General features: G+C 60.1%; 24 protein-coding genes. 5 read left to right on the top strand and 19 right to left on the bottom strand.

The annotated features are described in order from the left end of the window. Positions 1-45: 45 nt before the first annotated feature. The gene (gene trxA, locus AC2444_RS21660) at positions 46-366 is read left to right on the top strand and encodes a thioredoxin (RefSeq protein WP_003544118.1); all 321 of its coding nucleotides are present in this window, start codon (positions 46-48) and stop codon (positions 364-366) included. A gap of 70 nt (positions 367-436) precedes the next feature. Here the strand turns inward: trxA and AC2444_RS21655 are convergent, their stop codons facing one another. The 10 genes from AC2444_RS21655 to AC2444_RS21610 all read right to left on the bottom strand — a co-directional run bounded on the left by AC2444_RS21655 (position 437) and on the right by AC2444_RS21610 (position 10,639). Beyond that, positions 437-1,789: a bifunctional folylpolyglutamate synthase/dihydrofolate synthase gene (locus AC2444_RS21655; protein WP_017995601.1), complete on the bottom strand. Its 1,353-nt coding sequence runs from the start codon at positions 1,787-1,789 to the stop codon at positions 437-439. A 27-nt stretch (positions 1,790-1,816) separates the two neighbouring features. Next, positions 1,817-2,722 carry an acetyl-CoA carboxylase, carboxyltransferase subunit beta gene (accD, locus tag AC2444_RS21650; RefSeq protein ID WP_012759561.1) on the bottom strand — a complete coding sequence of 302 codons (906 nt, stop codon included), beginning with the start codon at positions 2,720-2,722 and terminating at the stop codon, positions 1,817-1,819. Positions 2,723-2,851: 129 nt separating this feature from the next. Then, a complete protein-coding gene (gene trpA / locus AC2444_RS21645) occupies positions 2,852-3,691 on the bottom strand; it encodes a tryptophan synthase subunit alpha (protein ID WP_012759560.1) in 840 nt (279 codons plus the stop codon). A gap of 3 nt (positions 3,692-3,694) precedes the next feature. Beyond that, complete coding sequence (gene trpB / locus AC2444_RS21640) at positions 3,695-4,915, bottom strand: tryptophan synthase subunit beta (RefSeq protein ID WP_012759559.1); 1,221 nt, start codon at positions 4,913-4,915, stop codon at positions 3,695-3,697. 2 nt (positions 4,916-4,917) lie between these two features. Beyond that, complete coding sequence (locus tag AC2444_RS21635) at positions 4,918-5,586, bottom strand: phosphoribosylanthranilate isomerase (RefSeq protein ID WP_012759558.1); 669 nt, start codon at positions 5,584-5,586, stop codon at positions 4,918-4,920. 178 nt (positions 5,587-5,764) lie between these two features. Then, positions 5,765-6,523 (bottom strand): M48 family metallopeptidase, encoded by a 759-nt coding sequence (locus tag AC2444_RS21630; protein WP_012759557.1) that lies wholly within the window; start codon positions 6,521-6,523, stop codon positions 5,765-5,767. Positions 6,524-6,630: 107 nt separating this feature from the next. Then, a complete protein-coding gene (locus AC2444_RS21625; RefSeq protein WP_012759556.1) occupies positions 6,631-7,065 on the bottom strand; it encodes a DUF2852 domain-containing protein in 435 nt (144 codons plus the stop codon). Between the two features lie 145 nt (positions 7,066-7,210). Beyond that, on the bottom strand, positions 7,211-8,488 hold the full coding sequence (locus tag AC2444_RS21620; RefSeq protein ID WP_012759555.1) for a polyhydroxyalkanoate depolymerase: 1,278 nt from the start codon (positions 8,486-8,488) through the stop codon (positions 7,211-7,213). Between the two features lie 204 nt (positions 8,489-8,692). After that, positions 8,693-9,535: a fumarylacetoacetate hydrolase family protein gene (locus AC2444_RS21615; protein WP_012759554.1), complete on the bottom strand. Its 843-nt coding sequence runs from the start codon at positions 9,533-9,535 to the stop codon at positions 8,693-8,695. A gap of 144 nt (positions 9,536-9,679) precedes the next feature. Then, on the bottom strand, positions 9,680-10,639 hold the full coding sequence (locus tag AC2444_RS21610) for a glutathione S-transferase family protein (protein ID WP_128438348.1): 960 nt from the start codon (positions 10,637-10,639) through the stop codon (positions 9,680-9,682). 170 nt (positions 10,640-10,809) lie between these two features. Here AC2444_RS21610 and AC2444_RS21605 point away from each other — a divergent pair, with 170 nt between their 5' ends. Then, on the top strand, positions 10,810-11,094 hold the full coding sequence (locus tag AC2444_RS21605) for a DUF2218 domain-containing protein (RefSeq protein WP_012759552.1): 285 nt from the start codon (positions 10,810-10,812) through the stop codon (positions 11,092-11,094). A gap of 43 nt (positions 11,095-11,137) precedes the next feature. Continuing rightward, complete coding sequence (locus tag AC2444_RS21600) at positions 11,138-11,737, top strand: nitroreductase family protein (RefSeq protein ID WP_012759551.1); 600 nt, start codon at positions 11,138-11,140, stop codon at positions 11,735-11,737. 85 nt (positions 11,738-11,822) lie between these two features. Here AC2444_RS21600 and gyrB read toward each other — a convergent pair whose 3' ends face one another. The 5 genes from gyrB to AC2444_RS21575 all read right to left on the bottom strand — a co-directional run bounded on the left by gyrB (position 11,823) and on the right by AC2444_RS21575 (position 17,149). Then, complete coding sequence (gene gyrB / locus AC2444_RS21595) at positions 11,823-14,258, bottom strand: DNA topoisomerase (ATP-hydrolyzing) subunit B (RefSeq protein WP_012759550.1); 2,436 nt, start codon at positions 14,256-14,258, stop codon at positions 11,823-11,825. A 135-nt stretch (positions 14,259-14,393) separates the two neighbouring features. After that, positions 14,394-14,771: a helix-turn-helix domain-containing protein gene (locus AC2444_RS21590; protein ID WP_003544097.1), complete on the bottom strand. Its 378-nt coding sequence runs from the start codon at positions 14,769-14,771 to the stop codon at positions 14,394-14,396. Then, positions 14,768-15,334 (bottom strand): Smr/MutS family protein, encoded by a 567-nt coding sequence (locus AC2444_RS21585; protein ID WP_012759549.1) that lies wholly within the window; start codon positions 15,332-15,334, stop codon positions 14,768-14,770. Before AC2444_RS21585 ends, AC2444_RS21590 begins: the two co-directional genes overlap by 4 nt. Further along, complete coding sequence (gene mltA / locus AC2444_RS21580; protein WP_012759548.1) at positions 15,334-16,452, bottom strand: murein transglycosylase A; 1,119 nt, start codon at positions 16,450-16,452, stop codon at positions 15,334-15,336. Before mltA ends, AC2444_RS21585 begins: the two co-directional genes overlap by 1 nt. Then, entirely contained in the window at positions 16,445-17,149 is a 705-nt protein-coding gene (locus tag AC2444_RS21575) for a Tim44/TimA family putative adaptor protein (RefSeq protein WP_012759547.1), read from the bottom strand. Before AC2444_RS21575 ends, mltA begins: the two co-directional genes overlap by 8 nt. A 132-nt stretch (positions 17,150-17,281) precedes the next feature. Here AC2444_RS21575 and AC2444_RS21570 point away from each other — a divergent pair, with 132 nt between their 5' ends. Beyond that, positions 17,282-17,788, top strand: a complete 507-nt coding sequence (locus tag AC2444_RS21570) for an FxsA family protein (RefSeq protein WP_032996743.1) — start codon at positions 17,282-17,284, stop codon at positions 17,786-17,788. Between the two features lie 101 nt (positions 17,789-17,889). Then, a complete protein-coding gene (gene secB, locus AC2444_RS21565; protein ID WP_012759545.1) occupies positions 17,890-18,372 on the top strand; it encodes a protein-export chaperone SecB in 483 nt (160 codons plus the stop codon). Between the two features lie 67 nt (positions 18,373-18,439). On the opposite strand, the gene dnaQ is transcribed toward secB, so the two are convergent. The 4 genes from dnaQ to AC2444_RS21545 are packed head-to-tail and all read right to left on the bottom strand — an operon-like array spanning position 18,440 to position 21,215. After that, positions 18,440-19,162 carry a DNA polymerase III subunit epsilon gene (gene dnaQ / locus AC2444_RS21560; RefSeq protein ID WP_012759544.1) on the bottom strand — a complete coding sequence of 241 codons (723 nt, stop codon included), beginning with the start codon at positions 19,160-19,162 and terminating at the stop codon, positions 18,440-18,442. Beyond that, the gene (gene coaE / locus AC2444_RS21555; protein ID WP_012759543.1) at positions 19,155-19,766 is read right to left on the bottom strand and encodes a dephospho-CoA kinase; all 612 of its coding nucleotides are present in this window, start codon (positions 19,764-19,766) and stop codon (positions 19,155-19,157) included. The genes dnaQ and coaE overlap by 8 nt, the downstream gene beginning before the upstream one ends. Beyond that, entirely contained in the window at positions 19,766-20,623 is an 858-nt protein-coding gene (locus AC2444_RS21550) for a shikimate dehydrogenase (protein WP_012759542.1), read from the bottom strand. Before AC2444_RS21550 ends, coaE begins: the two co-directional genes overlap by 1 nt. Beyond that, entirely contained in the window at positions 20,616-21,215 is a 600-nt protein-coding gene (locus tag AC2444_RS21545) for a Maf-like protein (protein ID WP_012759541.1), read from the bottom strand. Before AC2444_RS21545 ends, AC2444_RS21550 begins: the two co-directional genes overlap by 8 nt. Between the last annotated feature and the right edge of the window lie 33 nt (positions 21,216-21,248).

Genomic DNA, 21,248 nt, shown 5'->3' with positions numbered 1-21,248 from the left:
CCATCACATGTGGTTCAACACCCAATTCCGTTAAAGGAGCAGCGCATGGCTACCGTGAAAGTCGATATCAATAACTTCCAGTCGGAAGTTCTGGAATCCGCAGAACCCGTCGTCGTCGATTTCTGGGCCGAATGGTGTGGCCCGTGCAAGATGATTGCTCCGAGTCTCGAAGAAATCGCCGTCGAGATGGAAGGCAAGGTCAAGGTCGCCAAGCTGAACATCGATGAGAACCCGGAACTCGCTGCACAGTTCGGTGTGCGCTCCATTCCGACCCTTGCAATCTTCAAGGGCGGCGAAGTTGCCGATATCTCTGTCGGCGCAAAGCCGAAGACGGCTCTGTCGAACTGGATTTCGAGCGCCGCCTGATTGATATCGGCCAACTTATATTACTTGACGAAAAAGCCCGGTTCGACCGGGCTTTTTCATTTCGCGGCCTTCATTTCGGGGGCGTGCCGTTGTCGGCAAGCACATCGCCGACAAGATAGAGAGAGCCGCCGACCAGGATGCGCGGCGGCAATGCCTCCGGATCGACGACGGCTTTTATCGCTTCCAGCGCATCCCCGACCGTCGACATCGGTTCGGCAACCAAGCCGGCATCATAGGCGGCATTCGACAAGATCACCGGGTCGATCATCGCTTCACTGCCGCGGATCGGCACGCAGAATATCTTCTCGACCAAGCCGGCAAAGGCCTTGAAATAGCCGACCGGATCCTTGGTGTTGATCATGCCGATAATCAGAAAAAGTGGCCGAGACTGGCGCTCCTCGAAATTGGCCATGGCTTCGGCGATCACTTCGCCGGCACCCGGATTATGCCCGCCATCGATCCAGATCTCGGCGCCGGCGGGCGCATGCGACAGCAGCCGGCCCTCGCTCAGACGCTGCAGCCGGCCCGGCCATTCGACCGAACCCATCGCCTTTTCCATCATCGTCTCGGTGACGGTAAAACCCGCCGCCTTGACGGCCCGAATGGCGGCAGCGGCATTGGCATATTGATGCCGGCCGGGAAGGCGCGGCAGCGGCAGGTCGGCAAGACCGAACTCGTCCTGGTAGACGAGCCGGCCATATTCCTCATGCGCCATGAAATCCTGCCCGAAGACGGCGCTCGGGCAATGCAGCCGTTCGGCCGTCGACATCAGCACGTCGAGAGCTGCGTCATATTCCTGATGACCGATGACAACGGGAAATCCCGGCTTCATGATGCCGGCCTTTTCGGCCGCGATCAGCTCGACCCTGTCGCCGAGATAGGGCTGGTGATCCAGCGAAATCGGCATGATCACTGAGACGGCCGGATCGGAAATGACATTGGTGGCGTCGAACCGGCCGCCGAGACCGACTTCGAGGATCGCGGCATCGGCCGGATGTTCGGAAAACAGGATGAAGGTGACCGCCGTCAGGATTTCGAAGACGGTGATGTGCTGTCCTGCATTGGCAGCGGCCACGCGACGCACGGCCTCGGCAAAGACGGCGTCATCGACAAGCTGCCCGCGTCCACCCTTGACACCAATGCGATAACGCTCGTGCCAATTGACCAGATGCGGTGAAGTGTGGACATGAGCGCTGTAGCCGCCGGCTTCGAGCAAAGCGCGGCAGAAGGCGGTGACTGACCCCTTGCCATTGGTGCCGGCGACATGGATCACCGGCGGCAGTTTCCTGTGCGGATTGCCGAGCACATCGAGAAGACGGGTGATGCGATCGAGAGACAGATCAAAACCCTTGGGATGCAATCCCATGAGCTTGTCGATCTCCTGTGCTGCCTCACTCACCGCGGTTTGGCCTCTGGGTATCAATTCGGCACCCCGCCTGCTTGTCGGTTATCAGGCGCTTGCCGCCAGAGCAATCGCGCCGCTATTCATATCGTTCGCCGCAGAAACCGGCTTCTTGGTCAGGATCTTCAAGAGGCGCGCCAGCGTTTCCGGAATATCGTGACGTTTGACGACCATATCGACCATACCATGCTCCAGCAGGTATTCGGAGGTCTGGAAGCCTTCGGGCAGTTTTTCACGCAGGGTCTGCTCGATCACGCGCTTGCCGGCAAAGCCGATTTCGGCGCCGGGTTCTGCCAGATGAATATCGCCAAGCATGGCATAGGAGGCCGTGACGCCACCCGTTGTCGGATTGGTCAGCACGACGATATAGGGCTGGCCGGATTCCTTCAGCATGTCGACGGCAACCGTCGTGCGCGGCAACTGCATCAACGACAGGATGCCTTCCTGCATGCGCGCGCCGCCGGAAGCGGGGAACATCACCAGCGGGCACTTTTCAGCCGTCGCACGCTCGAAAGCCTTGACGATCGCCTCGCCGGCGGCCATGCCGAGCGAACCGCCGATAAAGTTGAATTCGTGCACGACGGCCACGAGTTTCAGTCCCTGCACCTTTCCGACACCAGCAAGGATCGTATCTTCCTGTTCGGTCTTCAGGCGGCTGTCGCGCAGGCGATCGCTATATTTCTTCGAATCGCGGAACTTCAGCGGATCCTGCGCGACCTTCGGCTGCGGCAGCGATTCGAACTCGCCATTGTCGAAAAGATCGGCCAGGCGGGCCTTGGCCGGCATCTTCATGTGATAACCGGACGCCGGAATGACCCATTTGTTGCCTTCCAGGTCCTTGTGGAAGACCATCTCGCCCGTTTCCGGGCACTTGATCCAGAGGTTCTCCGGCACTTCGCGACGGCCCAGCATGGAATTGATCCGCGGGCGAACGTAGTTGGTGATCCAGTTCAACTCGAATACTCCTGATAGTCTAAAGCGCGTCGCGATCTGCCACGCTTTAGGTCCTAGTTTTCCGCATGTCGTTGCCGCAAAAACGCTGCACACTTTTGCGCGACATGCTTTATTGCCAATGTGGGCAAACTATTCGGCAGCAACAAGGCGCGCCGAACGTGTTCCCGTGGAAAGGCCACGCACCAGCGTGGCAACGGCCTGAACGGTGTCCGCCGTTGCCTTTCCGTCATGCGTCAAGCTGGTCGCGACCTGATTGACGATCGCGGTGCCGACGACGACGCCGTCGGCCGAACCGCCGATGACCTTTGCATGTTCCGCCGTCTTGACGCCGAAGCCGACGCAGACGGGCAGGCTGGTATGCTGCTTGATGCGCTCGACCGCGCCCGAAACCAGCGACGGATCGGGCAGCGCCGAACCGGTGATGCCGTTCATCGAGACGTAGTAGACGAAGCCGGAGGTGTTCTTCAATACCTTCGGCAGGCGCTTCTCATCGGTCGTCGGCGTCGCCAGGCGAATGAAATTAATGCCCTTGCGGATCGCCGGAATGCAGAGTTCGTCATCCATCTCGGGCGGCAGGTCGACGACGATCAGGCCGTCGATGCCGGCGGCGAGTGCGTCGTCGAGGAATTTCTCGACGCCGTAAATATAGATCGGGTTGTAGTAACCCATCATCACGATCGGCGTCGCATCGTTGGTCTTGCGGAAATCGGCCGCCAGCTGCAGCGTCTTCTTCAGCGTCTGGCCGCCTTTCAGCGCGCGCTGGCCGGCCAGCTGGATCGCCGGGCCGTCGGCCATCGGATCGGAAAAGGGCATGCCGAGCTCGATAATGTCTGAGCCCGCCTCCGGCAGCGCCTTCATGATGCCAAGCGAGGTGTCGTAGTCAGGATCGCCGCCCATGAAATAGGTCACAAGCGCCGGACGGCCCTCGGCCTTCAGCTCGGCAAAGCGTTTGTCCATGCGTGCGGTCATGTCTTACAGTCCCATTCCCAGAAGCTTGCCGACGGTGAAGATATCCTTGTCGCCGCGGCCGGAGAGGTTCATTAGGATGATCTCGTCCTTGCCCATCGTCGGTGCCCGCTTGATGACCTCGGCAATCGCATGCGAGGGCTCGAGCGCCGGGATGATGCCTTCGAGGCGGGTCAGGGTCTGGAAAGCCTCGAGCGCTTCGTGGTCCATGATCGGCACATAGTCGACGCGGCCGGTATCGTTCAGCCAGGAATGTTCGGGGCCGATGCCGGGATAATCGAGGCCGGCCGAAATCGAATGGCCTTCCTTGATCTGACCGTCACCATCCTGCAGCAGGTAGGTGCGGTTGCCGTGCAGCACGCCCGGCGAACCGGCGGTGATCGAGGCGCAATGTTCGTCGCCCTGCAGACCCTTGCCGCCGGCTTCGACGCCGACGATCTTGACAGAGGGATCATCCAGAAAAGGATGGAAAATGCCGATGGCGTTCGAGCCGCCGCCGACGGCAGCGATGACCAGATCCGGAAGACGGCCTTCGGCCGCCAGCATCTGCTCCTTCGCTTCGATACCGATCACCGACTGGAAATCGCGGACCATCTCCGGATAGGGATGCGGACCGGCGGCCGTTCCGATCAGGTAATAGGTATCTTCGACATTGGTGACCCAGTCGCGAAGCGCCTCGTTCATGGCGTCCTTGAGCGTGCCACTGCCTGCGGTGACCGGTTTGACTTCCGCGCCGAGCAGTTTCATGCGGAAAACGTTCGGCGCCTGACGCTCGACGTCGGTGGCGCCCATATAGACGACGCAGGGAAGGCCAAAGCGGGCGGCCACGGTCGCGGAGGCGACGCCGTGCTGGCCGGCCCCGGTTTCGGCGATGATGCGGTTCTTGCCCATGCGCTTGGCGAGCAGGATCTGGCCGATGCAGTTGTTGATCTTGTGCGAGCCGGTATGGTTCAGCTCCTCGCGCTTGAAATAGATCTTCGCGCCGCCGAGTTCGGCCGTCAGCCGCTCGGCGAAATAGAGCGGGCTCGGGCGGCCGATATAATGCGCGCCGAGATGCTTCAATTCGGCCTGGAATGCCGGATCGTTCTTCGCCCTGTTCCACTCGTCCTGCAGATCCAGGATCAGCGGCATGAGTGTTTCGGCGACGAAACGACCGCCATATATGCCGAAACGGCCATCTTCATCGGGGCCGGAACGGAAGGAATTCGGTTTAGGCGTCTCGTTCACTCTCAACTCCCTGAGGCCATCATCGGCGCATTCGCCTTTTCGACCGCGTCAAAAAATTCATCGATCTTCGCGACGCTCTTCACGCCAGGCGCAGTTTCGACACCCGAGGAGACGTCGATACCCGGTGCCTTGGTGACGAAAAGCGCCTCGGCGACATTGTCCTTGTTCAGCCCGCCGGAAAGCATGTAGTCGACGCTGCCGTCAAGCCAGCTGAGAAGGCTCCAATCGAAGGAAATACCGTTGCCGCCAGGCAGTTCCGAACCCTTCGGCGCTTTGGCGTCGAAGAGGAAACGGTCGGCGATGCCGATATAGGCCTCGACGCGCTTCAGGTCGTCTGCCGTGCGGACCGAAAAGACCTTCATCACAGGCAGACCATAGACCGCCTTTATGGTCAGCACATGTTCGGGGCTCTCGTTGCCGTGAAGCTGGAGCATATCCGGCTTCAATATCGACACGATCTCGTCGAGTTCGTCATTGGTCGGATCGACGACGACGGCGACGATTTTCGCCTTGCCACGCGCAGGTTCGGCCAGTTTTGCCGCCAGGTCCGGCTCGATATAGCGCGGGCTCTTTTCGAAGAAGATAAAACCGATATGGGTCGCGCCGCGTTTCAGCGCGCGATCGACAGCGTCGGGCGTCTTCAAGCCACAGATCTTGATATCCGGTCTCATGGCAGCGAAGTGACACGAAATGCAGAAAGAGTCGAGCCAATTTGCGACGGACGCTGAATTTAGCGCGGCTCTCGGCCAGAGCGCCGCGCGTCCAAAGGACGCCCTAGAGAAGCTCTATCACTTTAAATCTGCGCGTAATCCTTTCCGAAAAATCGATTCCGATATTCGAGTTTATGCGCTAGTCGAAATCGATCGCGTGCAACTGGCTGCCATGCCGCTTGAGCCAGGATTTCGCCTCGTCCATGCCGGGGCAAAGTTTGCCACAGAGGGCCCAGAAGTGCGGGCCGTGGTTCATTTCCTTGAGATGGGCGACCTCGTGGGCGGCGAGATAATCGATCACCGACGGCGGCGCCATGACGATGCGCCATGAAAAGCTCAGATTTCCCTCCGACGAACACGAGCCCCAGCGGCTGCGAGTATCCTTCATCGAGATCGAGCGGATCGGCGCCCGGATCGCTGCGGCGTGCATCGTCGCCAGTCTTGCGAGATCGGCACGCGCCTCTTTCTTGAGAAAGGCCGCAATGCGCCGTCCGACATGTTCCGGCATGCCGCTGACGCGCAGCACCGGCCTGCCGTCTATTGAAACCGCCTCCGTCAGCCCGCGCAAGCTGCCGCTATGCTGGATGCGATGGGAAACGCCGCGAAGGAGGATTTCGCCGCCGTCACGCAGGCCGGTATCGGTCGAAAACTTGGCAAGCTTGGTGAGCAGCCACCCCTGATGACGGTCGAGGAAGGCATTGACCTCGCGCGCGGCAAGGCCTTTCGGCACCGTCATCTTCAAGGCGCGGCCACCCGGCTCGATGCGCAGCGTGATTCGTGTCGCCCGGTCGTGCTGCTTGATCGTCAGCGGCATGAGCCGGCCGGCGACATCGAGCGTCCGCATTTCGGGCGGAGCCGGCTTTCGCGCCTTCGACATTGTTTTCAGAAGCGAGAACATGCGTGTTTTCTATACGATTCGCCGGCAAATCTAAATGATCGGCGGAAGGGCAGACATGGAAAAACCGGCATCGACAGATGCCGGTCATCATTTCATCGTTCAGGCGTTTACGGCGTCTGATATTCGGCGACCGGGCCGTTGTCATCGCGCTTGGCGTTCCTGCGGTCGCGCATGAAGCGGTCGAACTCTTCCTGATCCTTGGCCCGGCGGAGCTCGCGCAGATACGAGTCGAATTCCTCGCGCATTTCGTCAAGCTTGCGGCGCTCTTCCTCCATCCGGTCGAGTTCGGCCTTACGCCAGTCGTCGAAGGCGCCGTTGCCGGTCGAGAAGTGTGGGCGGTGACGGCCATGCGGGCGGCGGCAGGAGGCGAAGAAGCCATCGGTCGCCTGGTTGACGTCACGCTTGAAGCCGCGCAGACGGTCGCCGAAGATGATGTAGGCAAGCATGGCAAGACCCAGAGGCCAGAAAACCATGAAGCCGAGAATCATCAGGGCAATGGTAGCCGGAGTCCAATCCGGTCGAAGCAATGCTGACTGGTTCATCGTGCGGGTATCCCTCGCTTTCCGCGCCCGGCAGAATACCGAACGCTGAAATCGATGTGGTAACCGCAATAAGCGCCTTCAAGACGATTGCCCGCGAAATCGGACAAAGCCTTGAATTCGTTTTGCTAATTCAGCTGCCCCTGATTCAGCCCGTCCGGCCGCCCTTGATGACACGCGGGATCGGAGGCTTGACGGCGGAACGGGAATGCTTTCGGACGAAATCGATGATGCGCGGCGCGATCTCGCGGCGGAAACGCGAGCCGTTGAAAACACCATAATGGCCGACATCCGGCTGGAGATAGTGCATGCGCATATCTTCGGGAATGTTCACGCAGATAGTCTGCGCCGCCTTTGTCTGGCCGACACCTGAGATATCGTCATTCTCACCTTCGACGGTCAGCAGCGCCACGTTACGAATTGCCGCCGGATCGACGCGTTTGCCGCGATGCATCAGTTCGCCCTTCGGCAGCGAATGCTTGATGAAGACTTCCTCCACCGTCTGCAGATAGAATTCGGCGGTCAGATCCATGACAGCGAGATATTCATCGTAGAAATCGCGATGTCTTTCCGGCTCGCCGTCGTTCTTCACGAGATGCATGAAGAATTCCTTGTGCGCCACGAGGTGGCGATCAAGATTCATCGACATGAAGCCCGAAAGCTGCAGGAATCCCGGATAGACCGGGCGCATGAAGCCCGGCTGCGGCCAGGGCACGTTCATGATGACGTTGTCGGAGAACCACTGCAGCGACCGCTCCTGGGCGAGCTTATTGACCGCCGTCGGGTTGATGCGCGTGTCGATCGGGCCGCCCATCAGCGTCATCGACGCCGGCGAAAGCGGATCCCTGGCTTCCTCCATCACGGCAGCGGCTGCCAGCACCGGAACGGAAGGCTGACAGACGGCGATGACATGCGTGTCCTGACCGAGGAAATGCAGCATCTCGATGACGTAGTCGACGTAATCGTCGAAATCGAACGTGCCTTCCGTCATCGGCACCATGCGAGCGTCGATCCAGTCGGTGATGTAGATATCGGCACTCGGCAGCAGCGCCTCGACCGTGCCGCGCAGCAGCGTGGCATAGTGGCCGGACATCGGCGCGACGATCAGGATGCGTGGGTCATTGCCGCGGGCGGCTGGAATACCGCGGGCGAAATGCAGAAGATTGCAGAAGGGTCGCGACCAGACAACCTCTTCGCGGACGGAAACCGTCTTTTCACCGATCGTCGTCTGCTTCAATCCGAATTCCGGCTTGCCATAGCGGCGCGTCGTGCGTTCGAACATTTCGAGACTTGCCGCCATCGTCCGGCCGAACGGCGTATGGGAGAACGGATTCAGCGGATTGGCATAGGCAAATCGCATGATATCTGCCGCGGCGCGAAACGGCGCCATGGCGGCATGGTTCAATTCATAAAGCTGATAAAACATGGAAGGCGCCACCTTTCTCTATCGAAAAGATAACACCGATTGAAAGGCATCGACTCTTTTCGTAACGCGGGCACGTAGCGCAGACTAACAGTTTTTTGTTGCACAGCAACATTGACGAACCAGACCCACACAAAAAATGCCGGAGAATTGATCTCCGGCATCATAATCGACCTGAAAACTTAAGTTTCTCAGCAGGAAGCGTTATTAACGATCCGCTACGAAAGTCTGCTTCTGCGTGCCGAGACCTTCGATGCCGAGTTCGACCACGTCGCCGGCCTTGAGATAACGCGGCGGCTTGAGGCCCATGCCGACGCCCGGAGGCGTGCCGGTGGAGATCACGTCACCGGGATGCAGCGACATGAACTGGCTGAGGTAGGAGACGAGAAACGCAACCCCGTAAACCATCGTTTTCGACGAGCCGTTCTGCATCTTCTGGCCGTTGACCGTCAGCCACATGCCGAGGTTCTGCGGTTCGGCAATTTCGTCCTTGGTCACGAGCCAGGGGCCGATCGGGCCAAAGGTGTCGCAGGATTTGCCCTTGGTCCACTGACCAGACCGCTCGGTCTGGAAAGCGCGCTCGGAAACGTCATTGGAGACGCAATAACCGGCGACATAATCCAGCGCTTCGGCTTCCGTCACATATTTGGCGGTTTTGCCGATGACGACGCCGAGCTCAACTTCCCAATCGGTCTTTTCCGAACCGCGGGGAATGACGACATTGTCGTTCGGTCCAACGATTGCGGATGTCGCTTTCATGAAGATGATCGGCTCGGGCGGCACGGTCGCACCGGTTTCGGCAGCATGATCCGAATAATTCAAGCCGATGCAGATGAACTTGCCAGTGCCCGCGACGCAGGCGCCGATGCGGCCGGGTGCGATTTCCGGAAGGCTCTTCGGATCGATCGCCGCTATCTTTGCAAGGCCTGCCGGTCCGATCGCTTCACCGCCGATATCGGCGACATGACCGGAGAGATCGCGGATCTTGCCATCGGCATCGAGAAGTGCTGGTTTTTCACTGCCTGCTTCGCCAACACGCATCAGCTTCATGGAATTTCCTCCTCATCGAAAACGGATTTGCAGCCACCTATGAACGAATTATTCATCGGTGTCATTACGGCTTTGCCGGGAAGCGGTACGGCTTTGCCGCGATTCGGATGATTTTCTGCCGAAAACCGCCCGTATCTTTCGGCATCATGCTCTAAAAATTTCCGTCAGATCCGGGCCGGAGGGAATGATCTTCGTCGGATTGAGGCTTTCGATCGAATAGTAGCCGCGCTTGATATGATCGAGGTTCACCGTTTCACCGATGCCCGGCCAATCCAGCATGCGGCGGCAGAAAGCGCGCAGCTTGGCATAGTCGGAAAGCCGGCGCAGATTGCATTTGAAGATGCCGTGATAGGCGACGTCGAAGCGCACCAGCGTTACGAAAAGCCGGATATCGCTCTCGGTGGGATGATCGGCGAACAGAAAAGACCGGCCCTCGAATTGCCGCTCGACCCAGTCGAGGCAGGAAAAAACATCGGCAAAAGCCTCTTCATAGGCGATCTGCGTGGTGGCGAAACCGGCGCGGTAGACGCCGTTGTTGAGATCGGGATAGATGCGATCGTTGAAAGCATCGATCTCGGTGCGTCTCTCCGCCGGGTAAAGATCGATCGGATTTTTTGCCAGACCACCGAAGCCGCTGTTCAGCATACGCAGGATATCGGCGGATTCATTGTTGACGATGGCCTTTCTCTCTCTGTCCCAGAGAACCGGCACGGTCGCCCGGCCGGTGAAATCGGGTGCTGCCCCGGTATAGATTTCATGCATATAGGTTACGCCGTTGACGTGATCCTTCGTCGCGCCGGGATAATCGCCGAAGCGCCAGCCCTGCTTGCCCAGCAGCGGTTCAACGACCGAGACGGAGATGACGTCGTCCAGGCCCTTGAGCTTGCGGCCGATCAGGGTACGTGAGGCCCAGGGGCAGATATATGCGACATAAAGATGGTAGCGGCCGGCCCTGGCTGCAAAGCCGCCTTCGCCAGTCGGCCCGGCGCTGCCATCCCGGGTCACCCAATTGCGGAAACTTGAGGTCTGGCGGACGAAGCCGCCCTTTTCGTCCTTTGCCTGAACGGGCTGCCAGTCTTCCGTCCATTTTCCGTTCACCAGCATGCGCAACTCCCCGAGCGATTGACTAAACGGTTTATTATCCTGCTTCGACGCCGGCGTGAGGCCGCTTTTGTGGAGACAGTCTGTACACCCAAGCTGCGACGATGCTGCGCTTGCCAAGCCGGTGAAGCAGGAAATATGTCTCTGCTATACAAAATGACGTGGAGTTCGAAATGCATCTCTCGAAGGCCGTCGTGCGGACCGAACATGCAAGCCGCTACCTGCAGCAACTCTGCAAACACTGGAGCCACAAGTTCAGCGTCGATTTTGATCCTCTGAAGGGCCGGGTGCCGTTCAGCGATACGACCGAGGTGACGTTTGCGGCCGACGATGCGGCGCTGACCTTGACACTTTCCGTCGCCGATTCCTCGCAACAGGAAAGGATGCAGCACGTCATCGGCGATCATCTAAAGCGCTTCGCCTTCCGCGAAGAACTCGACATCGTCTGGACGGACTAAGCCCAGCCCCCGATCCAAATTTTCTGCAAACCCTGGAACAAGCATGACGAAGAGCAATAACCGCGAATCCGAATATCCGGTCGATCCGATGTTTCTTGACCGCTGGTCGCCGCGCGCCTTCACCGGCGAAATCATCGAGGAGGCGCAGCTACTCGGTCTGCTCGACGCCGCCCATTGGGCGCCGTCCTCGGCCAACCACCAGCCCTGGCGCTTCATCTATGGCCTCAAGGGTTCGGAGCATTGGGAGAAATTCGTCGCTTTGCTCAACGATTCCAACCAGGAATGGGCCAGGAATGCATCAGCGCTGATCTTCGTCGTGTCGCGCACCTTCACCGGGGCTGCCGGCTCGGCTGAGGAAAAGCCGAGCTACACTCATTCCTTCGATGCCGGTGCGGCATGGGGGCATCTGGCGATCCAGGCGCGCCTCTCCGGCCTTTATGCCCATGGCATGGGCGGCATCAAACATGAGGAGATCAGCCAGGCTTTCGCCATTCCCGAGGGATACCGGGTCGAAGCAGGCGTCGCCGTCGGCCGCCTGGCCGACAAGAGCGTTCTTTCCGAACGCAATCAGGCGCGCGAATTCCCCAGCCAGCGCAAGCCGCTCTCCGAGGTCGCCTTCAACGGGCGCTTCGTCGCGAATTGAGCGAAGCCAAAGGCCAAGCAGATATCGGGCAAACGAAAGCCCCGCCATCCTAAAGATAGCGGGGCCATTTATTTTGAAATATCAATTAGATATCGAGGTTTGCAACGCTCAGCGCATTCTCCTGGATGAATTCGCGCCGCGGCTCGACTTCATCGCCCATCAGTCGAGCAAACAGGCCGTCGGCATCGGTGGCATCATTGACCCTGACCTGCAGCAGTGAACGCACATTCGGATCGAGCGTCGTTTCCCAGAGCTGTTCGGCATTCATCTCGCCAAGACCCTTGTAGCGCTGCATGGTCAGGCCCTTGCGGCCGCTTGCGAAGATCGCGTCGAGCAGGGCGCGCGGGCCGGAGATTTCGATGTCGCCTTCGCGGCGATGCAGCGACGGCGGCGTCTGATAGATTTCCTTGAGGCGCGCCGTCAGCTGGTCGATGTGACGGGCATCCGAGGAACCGATCAGCGCCATATCCAGCACGACGAGTTCCCTGACGCCGCGGACCATGCGCTCGAGGCGCAGACCGCCATCGGTTGTCACATCGCCCCGCCAGCCGCGCTCGGTTTCCTCGGCGATGATGTCGAGGCGCCCGGCCACTTCGTTTGCCAGCGCCAGCGCTCTGGCCGGGTCGCTGGCGAGCTCGGCGTTGAGGGCGCCGGCAATCGCGGCTTGTTCGACGGCGGAACGATTGTAGCGCGAATGGAGATTGTCGAGCAGCGCGCGCATACGCAGAGCATCGAGGATGACCTCGCGCAGATCCTGGCCGGCGCGAACCTCGCCGCTGCCGAGCCTCAGCGAAGCATCTTCCAGGCCCTGGCTGATGAGATATTCTTCGAGCGCCTTCTCATCCTTCAGATACTGCACCGACTTGCCGCGCGAGACCTTATAGAGCGGCGGCTGAGCGATATAGAGATGACCGCGCTCGATCAGTTGCGGCATCTGGCGGAAGAAGAAGGTGAGCAGCAGGGTGCGGATATGGGCGCCGTCGACATCGGCGTCGGTCATGATGATGATCTTGTGGTAGCGCAGCTTTTCGACATTGAACTCGTCCTTGCCGATGCCGGTACCGAGCGCGGTGATCAATGTGCCGATTTCCTGGCTCGACAGCATCTTGTCGAAACGGGCGCGTTCGACGTTCAGGATCTTGCCGCGCAGCGGCAGGATCGCCTGGTTCTCGCGCGAGCGGCCCTGCTTGGCCGAGCCGCCGGCAGAATCGCCCTCGACGAGGAAGACTTCGGATTTTGTCGGATCACGCTCGGAGCAGTCAGCAAGCTTGCCCGGCAGCGAAGCGATATCGAGTGCGCCCTTGCGGCGGGTCAACTCGCGGGCCTTGCGCGCCGCTTCGCGTGCGGCGGCGGCCTCGACGACCTTGCCGACGAGGATTTTGGCTTCGCTCGGATGTTCTTCGAACCAGGTGCTCAGCGCCTCGTTGACGAGACTTTCGACAACAGGACGGACTTCCGAGGAAACGAGCTTATCCTTGGTCTGCGAGGAGAATTTCGGATCCGGCACCTTGACCGACAGAACCGCAGTCAGGCCTTCGCGGCAATCTTCGCCCTGCAGCGTTACCTTTTCCCTTTTGGTGATGCCGGAACTGTCGGCATAGGAAACGACCTGGCGCGTCAGCGCCGCGCGGAAGCCGGCCATATGCGTGCCGCCGTCGCGTTGAGGGATGTTGTTGGTGAAGCAGAGCACGTTCTCATGATAGCTGTCGTTCCACCACATCGCGACTTCAACGGTGATGCCGTCCTTTTCGCCGTGGATGGCAACCGGCTTGTCGACGAGCGACTTCTTGGCGCGGTCCAAATAGGCGACGAAAGCCTCGAGGCCACCGTCATAACGCAGCTCTTCCTGCTTGATGTCGGAATGGCGCTTGTCGGTCAGCAGGATGCGGACGCCTGAATTCAGGAAGGCGAGCTCGCGAAGGCGATGCTCCAGCGTGCCGTAGTCGAACTCCGTCATGGTGAAGGTGCCGGTGCTCGGCATGAAGCTCACTTCCGTGCCGGTCTCATTCGGCGCGTCGCCCGTAACCTTCAGTGGAGCATCGGCCACGCCATGGGTGAAGCTCATTTCATGGATCTTGTCGTGACGGCGGATCTTCAGCTTCAACCAGACGGACAGCGCGTTGACGACGGAGACGCCGACGCCGTGCAGGCCGCCGGAAACCTTGTAGGAATTCTGGTCGAACTTACCGCCGGCATGAAGCTGCGTCATGATGACTTCGGCAGCCGACACGCCTTCGCCGGTGTGGATGTCCGTCGGGATGCCGCGACCATTGTCGGTGACGGTTACCGAGCCATCCGGATTGAGGGTCACCGTGACGATGTCGGCATGGCCGGCAAGCGCTTCGTCGATCGCGTTGTCGACGACTTCATAGACCATGTGATGCAGGCCGGAGCCGTCGTCGGTATCGCCGATATACATGCCGGGGCGTTTGCGCACGGCATCGAGGCCCTTCAGAACCTTGATGGAATCTGCGCCATATTCGGTGCTTACGCCGTTTTCCGTCGCGGATGTATCGCTCATTCTGTCGAGATTTTCCCTGTTGTCGTAAAGCTGCGGCGCGCCTTGCGAATCACCGGCTTTCTTCACTCTCGTATATAGGTTTTTTGAACCCACTTCCCAATGGCAAGCCCCTAAAACAAGGCATAAAACAGGGGATTATGACGCTTTTCCGTCGCCTTTGCCGCCATTTTCGAGAAGAGCCGATAGCCGGCCTATCTCTGCACTGTCAAGGTTGCGAATCCGCCGGGCCAGCCGGTTGGCAAATTCGGTATATTCGGGGGGCAGTCCGGAGGTGTCGATCACGACGCGCGGGTCGGACGAGCGGGCGAGCAGGAACAGTTCCTCAGCCTCATCCCAGATGATGTTGAAATAGCCGGCGATGCGCTGCAGCAGATCGAATGTCGGCAAACCACGCTTTCCATGTTCGAGCGCCGAGAGATAGGCGGGGGAGACATTCAGTGCCTCCGCCATCTCCTTCTGCGAGACGCCCTTGCGCGCTCTCAGCCTGCGAACCGCCTCTCCGAAGGGTGTCATGGCCTTTCCCCATGCCGCCGCGACAGGCGAATGTAGAGCGCGCCCTCACCGCCATGATGCTGTGCGGCCGACTCATAGGAGGAGATCAGGTAACGGAATTCCGGCTTCGAGAACCAGAGAGGCACCGCCCGCTTCAGCGCACCCTCGCTGCCCATGGAGCTGCCCTTGCCCGTAATGACCAGCACATGGCGCATGCCGCGCTCATGGGCGCGGATCAGGAAATCGAGAAGGATGGCATGAGCCTGGCTCTGCACCAACCCGTGCAGGTCGATCCGCGCTTCGAGCGCCAGCCGGCCCTTGGCGATCTTCCGCTTGACCGGCTTTTCCAGCGGATGATGCACCCCGGCCGATGGCTTCGCCGTTGACGGTGCTGTCGCCTGCAGCGGCGTGGGTGTGGCTGGCGTCTGCTTTTCCTGTTCCCGTTCGGCCGCCGCCTCGGCCTCGGCAAGAAAGGCGTCGAGTTCGGTCAACGCCCCCGCCTTGCCGGGCATCGGCCGGGTGCTGCGGGCAACCTTGCCCCAGAGGATCCTCTCATCCGCGCTCAGCTTGCGATCCCTGGCCATCAGTCGAATCTTCCGGCGGCGGCATTGGGAATGAGGATGGTGAAATCGGCCTCGTTGCGGACGGTGCCGGCACTTTCCCCGGCCATGTCCCCCGAGCCGGTGAAGATATCACCCCGCGCCGGCCCGATAATCGCCGAGCCGGTATCGAGCGCCAGCATCAGCCGGTGGAACGGGCGGCCTTGGTCGAGATGGGTGAGACTTTCGGCGCGAATGAAAAAAGGAAAGCCGAAGGTATGGATCATCCGGTCGACCGCAAGCGCGCGCCCGGCGAGAAGCGGCACCTTGGCGGCCGCGATCGGGCCTGCCTGTGGATCGGCAACCGGCGCTTCGCGGAAAAAAATATAAGAGCGGTTATGCCATAATACCTCGTCGACGCTCTCGGGATTGCGCGCCAGCCAGGCACGGATCGCCTGCATCGAAATCTCCGTCCGATTGATCTCCCCGCGCCCGATGAGCAGCTTGCCGATCGCCGAGAAAGCATGGCCGGCCTTCGCCGCATAGGTGATGCGGCCGATACGACCATCCGTATAACGCAGACGGGCAGCACCCTGCACATGCACGAAGAAGACATCGACCTTCGACTTCGCCCAGGCAATTTCGAGGCCGCGGCCTTCGAGAAAACCCTGATCGATGGCGCGGCGGTCCGGATAGGCAGCGACGCGGCCCTCATGCAGACGGCCGAAAACATAGGCCTTGTCGAGCTCGGCGGGGCGATTGGCGTCGTCGAGATCGATCAGATCGCCCGGACGCCGGTAGAAAGGAAAACGGAAAATTTCGTCCGGCCGCTCGGCCACGTCGATATCGGGTTCGTAGAAGGCGGTGACGAAGCCGGAATTGCCATCCTTGCGGCGAATCAGAAAGGGCCGACAGTGCGTCTCGAAAAAAGCGCGCGCCAACGCCGGAGATGGCGGAGTGAAATCTTCGGCAGCGGCGAGAAGCGGAAGCAGGTCTTCCGAGCTCAGGCCCAGCGATCCGGTACGGTACGATTTGACATCGGTGATTTGCCGGCGGCAGCTTCGCATCACTTCAAAAAGGCCGGAGGGATCATCATCCTTCCAGCCTTCCAGAGAGTCGAAGCTTATGGCCTGCAGGACGAAGTCCGATGCGTGGTCACTCATGTTCCGATTCGGTCGCCACGAGTTTCCAGTTCGGATCGCGCGAGCGGGTGTCGCGGGCGAAGGTCCAGACGTCGTTGACCTCGGCGACGTTTTCGGCGTCGCCTTCAATCAGCACATCCGCCTTGTCGTAGGTGGCCGATATCAGCTGGCTGGCGATGCGCACGGTGATCTGCGCTTCGCTGCCCTTTGTTTCCGCATGGGTGATTTCGGCCTTGTCGATGCCGACGAAGGTGGACTTCACCTTCTCGCCCCGGGCTTCGCGCTCGCCGATCGCCGCATCGAACCCGTCATAGACTTCGCGGGACAGCAAGTTCTTCAGCGTTTTCCGGTCGCCATCGGCGTAGGCCATGACGATCATCTCGTAAGCCATGCGGGCGCCGTTCAGAAACTCCTTCGGGGTGAAGGCGGGATCGGCCTTGTTCAGCGCGCGCAGCGATTCGTTGAGCGGCGTTCCGGGTGCCGCGAAAGCATCGATGGCGGCGAAGCGATCCTCGTCCTCCGTCGTCGCATCACGCCGCGGCAGCGTCACTACCTTGCCGGCATCGGCGGCTTCGGCCGGAGCCGCATCCCGCGGCGTATAGAGATCGCGCGGCGGCTTCTCATTTCCTGTACGGCGCCCGAGCACGGAGCGGAGCTGAAAGAAAATCAGCACAGCCGCCACCAGGAAAAATAATGTGATGAAGTCGTTCGAACTCATATCGTATCGCAGCCGCCCGTTAACATCTCTGATTTGTACTCCCATATAGTCTGCCTATACAGATGATTCAAATGATGGCTGGCATCTTCGCCGGCGCCAAGAGGAGACCGGCGAGCCCGGGACATGACCGACATGCGTTTTTCGATCCTGCCAGCCTTCATTCTGCTGCTGCCGCTCGCCGAAATTGCCGGTTTCGTCGTCGTCGGCCGGGCTATCGGATTGTGGCTGACGCTGGCGCTCGTCATGCTCGGTTTCGTCCTCGGCGTGATTCTGCTGCGCCGGCAGGGCATCGGTATTTTGCGCCGCATGTCGAGCGAAGGACGAAACGGGGTGATGCCGGGCCGCGACCTGCTGCGGCCGGCGATGAACGTCATCGCCTCGCTGCTGCTGATCATTCCCGGCTTCCTGTCCGATATCATCGCGATCCTCATTCTTATTCCGCCGGTGCGCGATCTCGTCTGGCGGGCGATCGCCAAACGCTTCGTCGTCGTCAATGCTAAGGGCGCCTCTTCCTCGGGCCCGCAAGCCGATTTCCGCGACCGCAAGCCGAACTCGAAGGTGGTCGATCTCGACGAAGAGGACTATCATAGAGAGCCGGATCGCAACTCACCGTGGTCCGGCAAACATCTCGGCGATTGAGGCACTGCGGCTGATCAACCGCGCCAAGCGCCCAGGGTTGTAAGCCCTTCCCTGAAATGTTAGATGGCGGCACCATTCCCATGCCCCTCGAGGAAAAGCCAATGGCAGACGATAACAACAGCAACGGTGCGGCCAACCCCACCCTTTCGATCCTTGCGCAATATACCAAGGATCTGTCCTTCGAAAATCCGGGTGCGCCGCGTTCGCTGCAGGCCCGCGACAAGGCGCCGACGATCAACATCAATGTGAACGTCAACGCCAACCCGCTTTCCGATACGGATTTCGATGTCGTGCTGTCGCTGAATGCCGAGGCCAAGGACGGCGACAAGACGGTTTTCCATACCGAACTCACCTATGGCGGCGTCTTCCGCGTTGCCGGTTTCCCGCAGGAACACATGCTGCCGGTTCTCTTCATCGAGTGCCCGCGCATGCTCTTCCCCTTCGCCCGTCAGATCATCGCCGACGTCACCCGCAACGGTGGTTTCCCGCCGCTGATGATCGACCCGATCGACTTCACGCAGATGTTCGCTCAGCGTGTTGCCGAGGAACAGGCCCGCGCCAAGGTTCAGGCCGTTCCGAACTGACCGGCTCTTTCTTGTCTGAAATGCGGATGCCCGGGCTGGTCCCGGGCATTTTCAATTGAGGACCGGTTCAATCGAGGTTTGCGTATTTCGCCCAGACGCTTTTTTCACCGAGCTTGGCGACGAGCGCCTCATGTGCCTGCTCCTCGATATCGCTGACGCGCGGGGCTAGCGGCCGGGGCCGCTCGAGCACTGCGGCAATCACCACGTCGTCTTCCATCCCCATGTCACCGCGGGCTGCCTGGTTGGACCTGCCGACCATGCCGAGCCCGAGCGCTGCCTGTCTGCCACCGATCATCTCGATATAGACTTCGGCGAGCAATTCGGAGTCGAGCAGCGCGCCGTGTTTGGTGCGGTGCGAATTGTCGATGCCGTAGCGCCGGCAGAGCGCATCGAGCGAATTCGGTCCCATCGGGTGTTTGCGACGCGCCATCGACAGGGTATCGAGCACCCTTTCCGGCAGGATTGGCGGCAAACCGATCCGTGCTAATTCCGCGTTGATGAAGCCCATATCGAAGGTGGCGTTATGGGCAATCCACTTCGCATCGCCGAAGAAGGTAAGGATTTGTTCGGCAACCTCCCCAAAAGGCTGCTTGTCCTTCAGGAATTCATCGGTGATGCCGTGCACGGCGAGCGCATCCGGATGAACCTTCTGATCTCCAGGATTGATGAAGATATGGATCGTATTGCCCGTGGGGAAATGATTGAAGAGCTCGATGCCGCCGATTTCGATGATGCGGTCGGCGCGGTTGTCGAGGCCGGTTGTTTCCGTATCGAAGATGATCTCACGCATTCCGGAAATCTCCCTTGGCAATCCGCGTTTTCAGGTCGGCGACGATCTCGAGTACACGTTCTCTCGTCGTCGCGATACTGTGACTGGTGTCGATTACATAATCGGCCCGCCGCCGTTTTTCCGTGTCCGGCGTCTGGCGTGAGAGAATCATGTCGAATTTTTCCTCGGTCATGCCTTCGCGCGCAAGCACCCTTTGGCGCTGAAGCTGTGGATCAGTGCTGACCACGACGATGACGTCCACTCTTGCCTCGGCGCTGGTTTCGAAAAGTAGTGGGATATCGAGCAATACCATGTCGGCGCCGGCGGCGCGCTGTCGCTCCAGAAATTCCGTCTCGCGTTTGCGAACCAGCGGATGGACTATCGCTTCCAGGCGTTTGAAGCCACCGGGATGAAAAGCGAGCTGGCGGCCGAGTTCATGCCGGTCGACGGCCCCATCCTTCATCGTACCGGGGAAGGCGGCATTCACCAGTGATGCAGCCTCGCCGGCATAGAGATCGTGGACCACGGCATCCGAATCGTTCACCGGGATTCCGGCATCGGCGAAGAGCTTTGCCGCCGTCGATTTTCCCATTCCGATGGAGCCGGTGAGACCGATCTTCAGCATCAGTGTGCTTCCATATCCGCGATGACGAGCGCGCGCAGCGCAGCGTCGACGATGGGACGCCGGCCGAACCATTGCTCAAATCCAGGCACGGCCTGGTGCAAGAGCATGCCGAGACCATCGACGATGGGAAATCCTTGCTCTTCCGCCTGTGCCAGGATCGGCGTCTTCAAGGGCACATAAACGATATCGGTGACGACCGCATCGGCTGCAAGTGGCGAGAAATCGAGTTGCGGCGCCGCCTCGCCGTCCATGCCGAGCGAGGTGGTGTTGATGAAGAGGCCAGCACCCTTCATCACTTCGGCAAGCGCTCCGGCCGGATGGGCCTGGACACGCGGGCCAAAACGATCCGCGAGTTCACGCGCGCGTTCGACGGTACGGTTGACGACATGGATCTCCTTGAAACCGCGATCACGGACCGCCTGGATGATCGCCCGGCTGGCGCCGCCGGCGCCAAAGACGACGGCCGTGCCATGCCGGTCCCAGCCCGGATGACGTTCGTCGAGATTGGCAATGAAGCCTCGACCGTCGGTATTCGTCGCATGCAGAGCGCCATCCTCCAGCCAGAGCGTGTTCGCGGCGCCGAGCTCGCGCGACAGCGCGTCCGGTTCGTCGGCGAGCCGGAACGCCAATTCCTTATGGGGAATGGTGACATTGCCTCCGGTAAAGCCGGAACTGCCGTCCTTCAACGAGTGAATGAAATCGGCAAAGGCCTCGGGTGCCACTTCATGAGCGCGGTAGCTGCCTGGCAGGCCAAGCGTCTTGAGCCAATATCCGTGGATCAACGGCGAGCGCGAATGCTTGATGGGAAAGCCCGTGACAAACGCTTTCGGCCCCAATGTTTCACGTGAATCACCCATCGACTGCTCCGAGTTCTCGCAATTTTTTTAGAAGCGGCAGCATCGGCAGGCCGAGAATGGTGAAATAATCACCCACGATCTTTTCGAAGAGCTGGATGCCCTCCCCCTCCAATTGATAGGCGCCGACGCTGAAAAGCGCCCGTTCGCCAACCCGCGCCAGATGTCTGGCGATGAACTCCACCGTTAGCGGCCGCATCGTCAGTTCGGCATGCGCGAGATGTTCCCATAAGACCACGCCATTGCTGACGATCGCAACGGCGCTGTTCAATCGATGGGTGACCCCCGAAAGGGCTTGAAGATGGCTAGCCGCGTCGGTCATGTCCTTCGGCTTGTGGAAGACGCTGTCGCCGAGCGACATCGTTTGATCCGAACCGATGACCAGGCTATCCGGAAAACGGCTGCTGACTTCTTCGGCCTTGGCCCTGGCCAGGACGAGGGCCACGGCATCAGGCTTGGTGCCGGCTTTTTCCAGCGGCGCTTCGACGGCCCGTTCATCGATCCTTGCGGCATGCGCCTCGAAGGACAGACCGGCATTTTCCATCAGCATCCGGCGATAGGGGCTCGACGATGCAAGGATGAGTTTCGGCGTCATGGGTTCCTCGGCGTGCCAGCTTTTCGCCAGCGC

The organism is Rhizobium sp. WSM1328, assembly GCF_057653715.1.
The sequence above is the reverse complement of the archived record's forward strand: the minus strand, read 5'-3'. Positions and strand labels throughout refer to the sequence as shown.

Bases quoted from the DNA above. Each gene is read 5' to 3' on its own strand.
- trxA (WP_003544118.1), top strand. From the start codon at position 46: ATGGCTACCGTGAAAGTCGATATCAATAACTTCCAGTCGGAAGTTCTG.
- trpA (WP_012759560.1), bottom strand. From the start codon at position 3,691: ATGACCGCACGCATGGACAAACGCTTTGCCGAGCTGAAGGCCGAGGGC.
- AC2444_RS21635 (WP_012759558.1), bottom strand. From the start codon at position 5,586: ATGAGACCGGATATCAAGATCTGTGGCTTGAAGACGCCCGACGCTGTC.
- AC2444_RS21630 (WP_012759557.1), bottom strand. From the start codon at position 6,523: ATGTTCTCGCTTCTGAAAACAATGTCGAAGGCGCGAAAGCCGGCTCCG.
- AC2444_RS21625 (WP_012759556.1), bottom strand. From the start codon at position 7,065: ATGAACCAGTCAGCATTGCTTCGACCGGATTGGACTCCGGCTACCATT.
- AC2444_RS21620 (WP_012759555.1), bottom strand. From the start codon at position 8,488: ATGTTTTATCAGCTTTATGAATTGAACCATGCCGCCATGGCGCCGTTT.
- AC2444_RS21615 (WP_012759554.1), bottom strand. From the start codon at position 9,535: ATGAAGCTGATGCGTGTTGGCGAAGCAGGCAGTGAAAAACCAGCACTT.
- AC2444_RS21610 (WP_128438348.1), bottom strand. From the start codon at position 10,639: ATGCTGGTGAACGGAAAATGGACGGAAGACTGGCAGCCCGTTCAGGCA.
- AC2444_RS21605 (WP_012759552.1), top strand. From the start codon at position 10,810: ATGCATCTCTCGAAGGCCGTCGTGCGGACCGAACATGCAAGCCGCTAC.
- AC2444_RS21600 (WP_012759551.1), top strand. From the start codon at position 11,138: ATGACGAAGAGCAATAACCGCGAATCCGAATATCCGGTCGATCCGATG.
- gyrB (WP_012759550.1), bottom strand. From the start codon at position 14,258: ATGAGCGATACATCCGCGACGGAAAACGGCGTAAGCACCGAATATGGC.
- AC2444_RS21590 (WP_003544097.1), bottom strand. From the start codon at position 14,771: ATGACACCCTTCGGAGAGGCGGTTCGCAGGCTGAGAGCGCGCAAGGGC.
- AC2444_RS21585 (WP_012759549.1), bottom strand. From the start codon at position 15,334: ATGGCCAGGGATCGCAAGCTGAGCGCGGATGAGAGGATCCTCTGGGGC.
- mltA (WP_012759548.1), bottom strand. From the start codon at position 16,452: ATGAGTGACCACGCATCGGACTTCGTCCTGCAGGCCATAAGCTTCGAC.
- AC2444_RS21575 (WP_012759547.1), bottom strand. From the start codon at position 17,149: ATGAGTTCGAACGACTTCATCACATTATTTTTCCTGGTGGCGGCTGTG.
- AC2444_RS21570 (WP_032996743.1), top strand. From the start codon at position 17,282: ATGCGTTTTTCGATCCTGCCAGCCTTCATTCTGCTGCTGCCGCTCGCC.
- secB (WP_012759545.1), top strand. From the start codon at position 17,890: ATGGCAGACGATAACAACAGCAACGGTGCGGCCAACCCCACCCTTTCG.
- dnaQ (WP_012759544.1), bottom strand. From the start codon at position 19,162: ATGCGTGAGATCATCTTCGATACGGAAACAACCGGCCTCGACAACCGC.
- coaE (WP_012759543.1), bottom strand. From the start codon at position 19,766: ATGCTGAAGATCGGTCTCACCGGCTCCATCGGAATGGGAAAATCGACG.
- AC2444_RS21550 (WP_012759542.1), bottom strand. From the start codon at position 20,623: ATGGGTGATTCACGTGAAACATTGGGGCCGAAAGCGTTTGTCACGGGC.
- AC2444_RS21545 (WP_012759541.1), bottom strand. From the start codon at position 21,215: ATGACGCCGAAACTCATCCTTGCATCGTCGAGCCCCTATCGCCGGATG.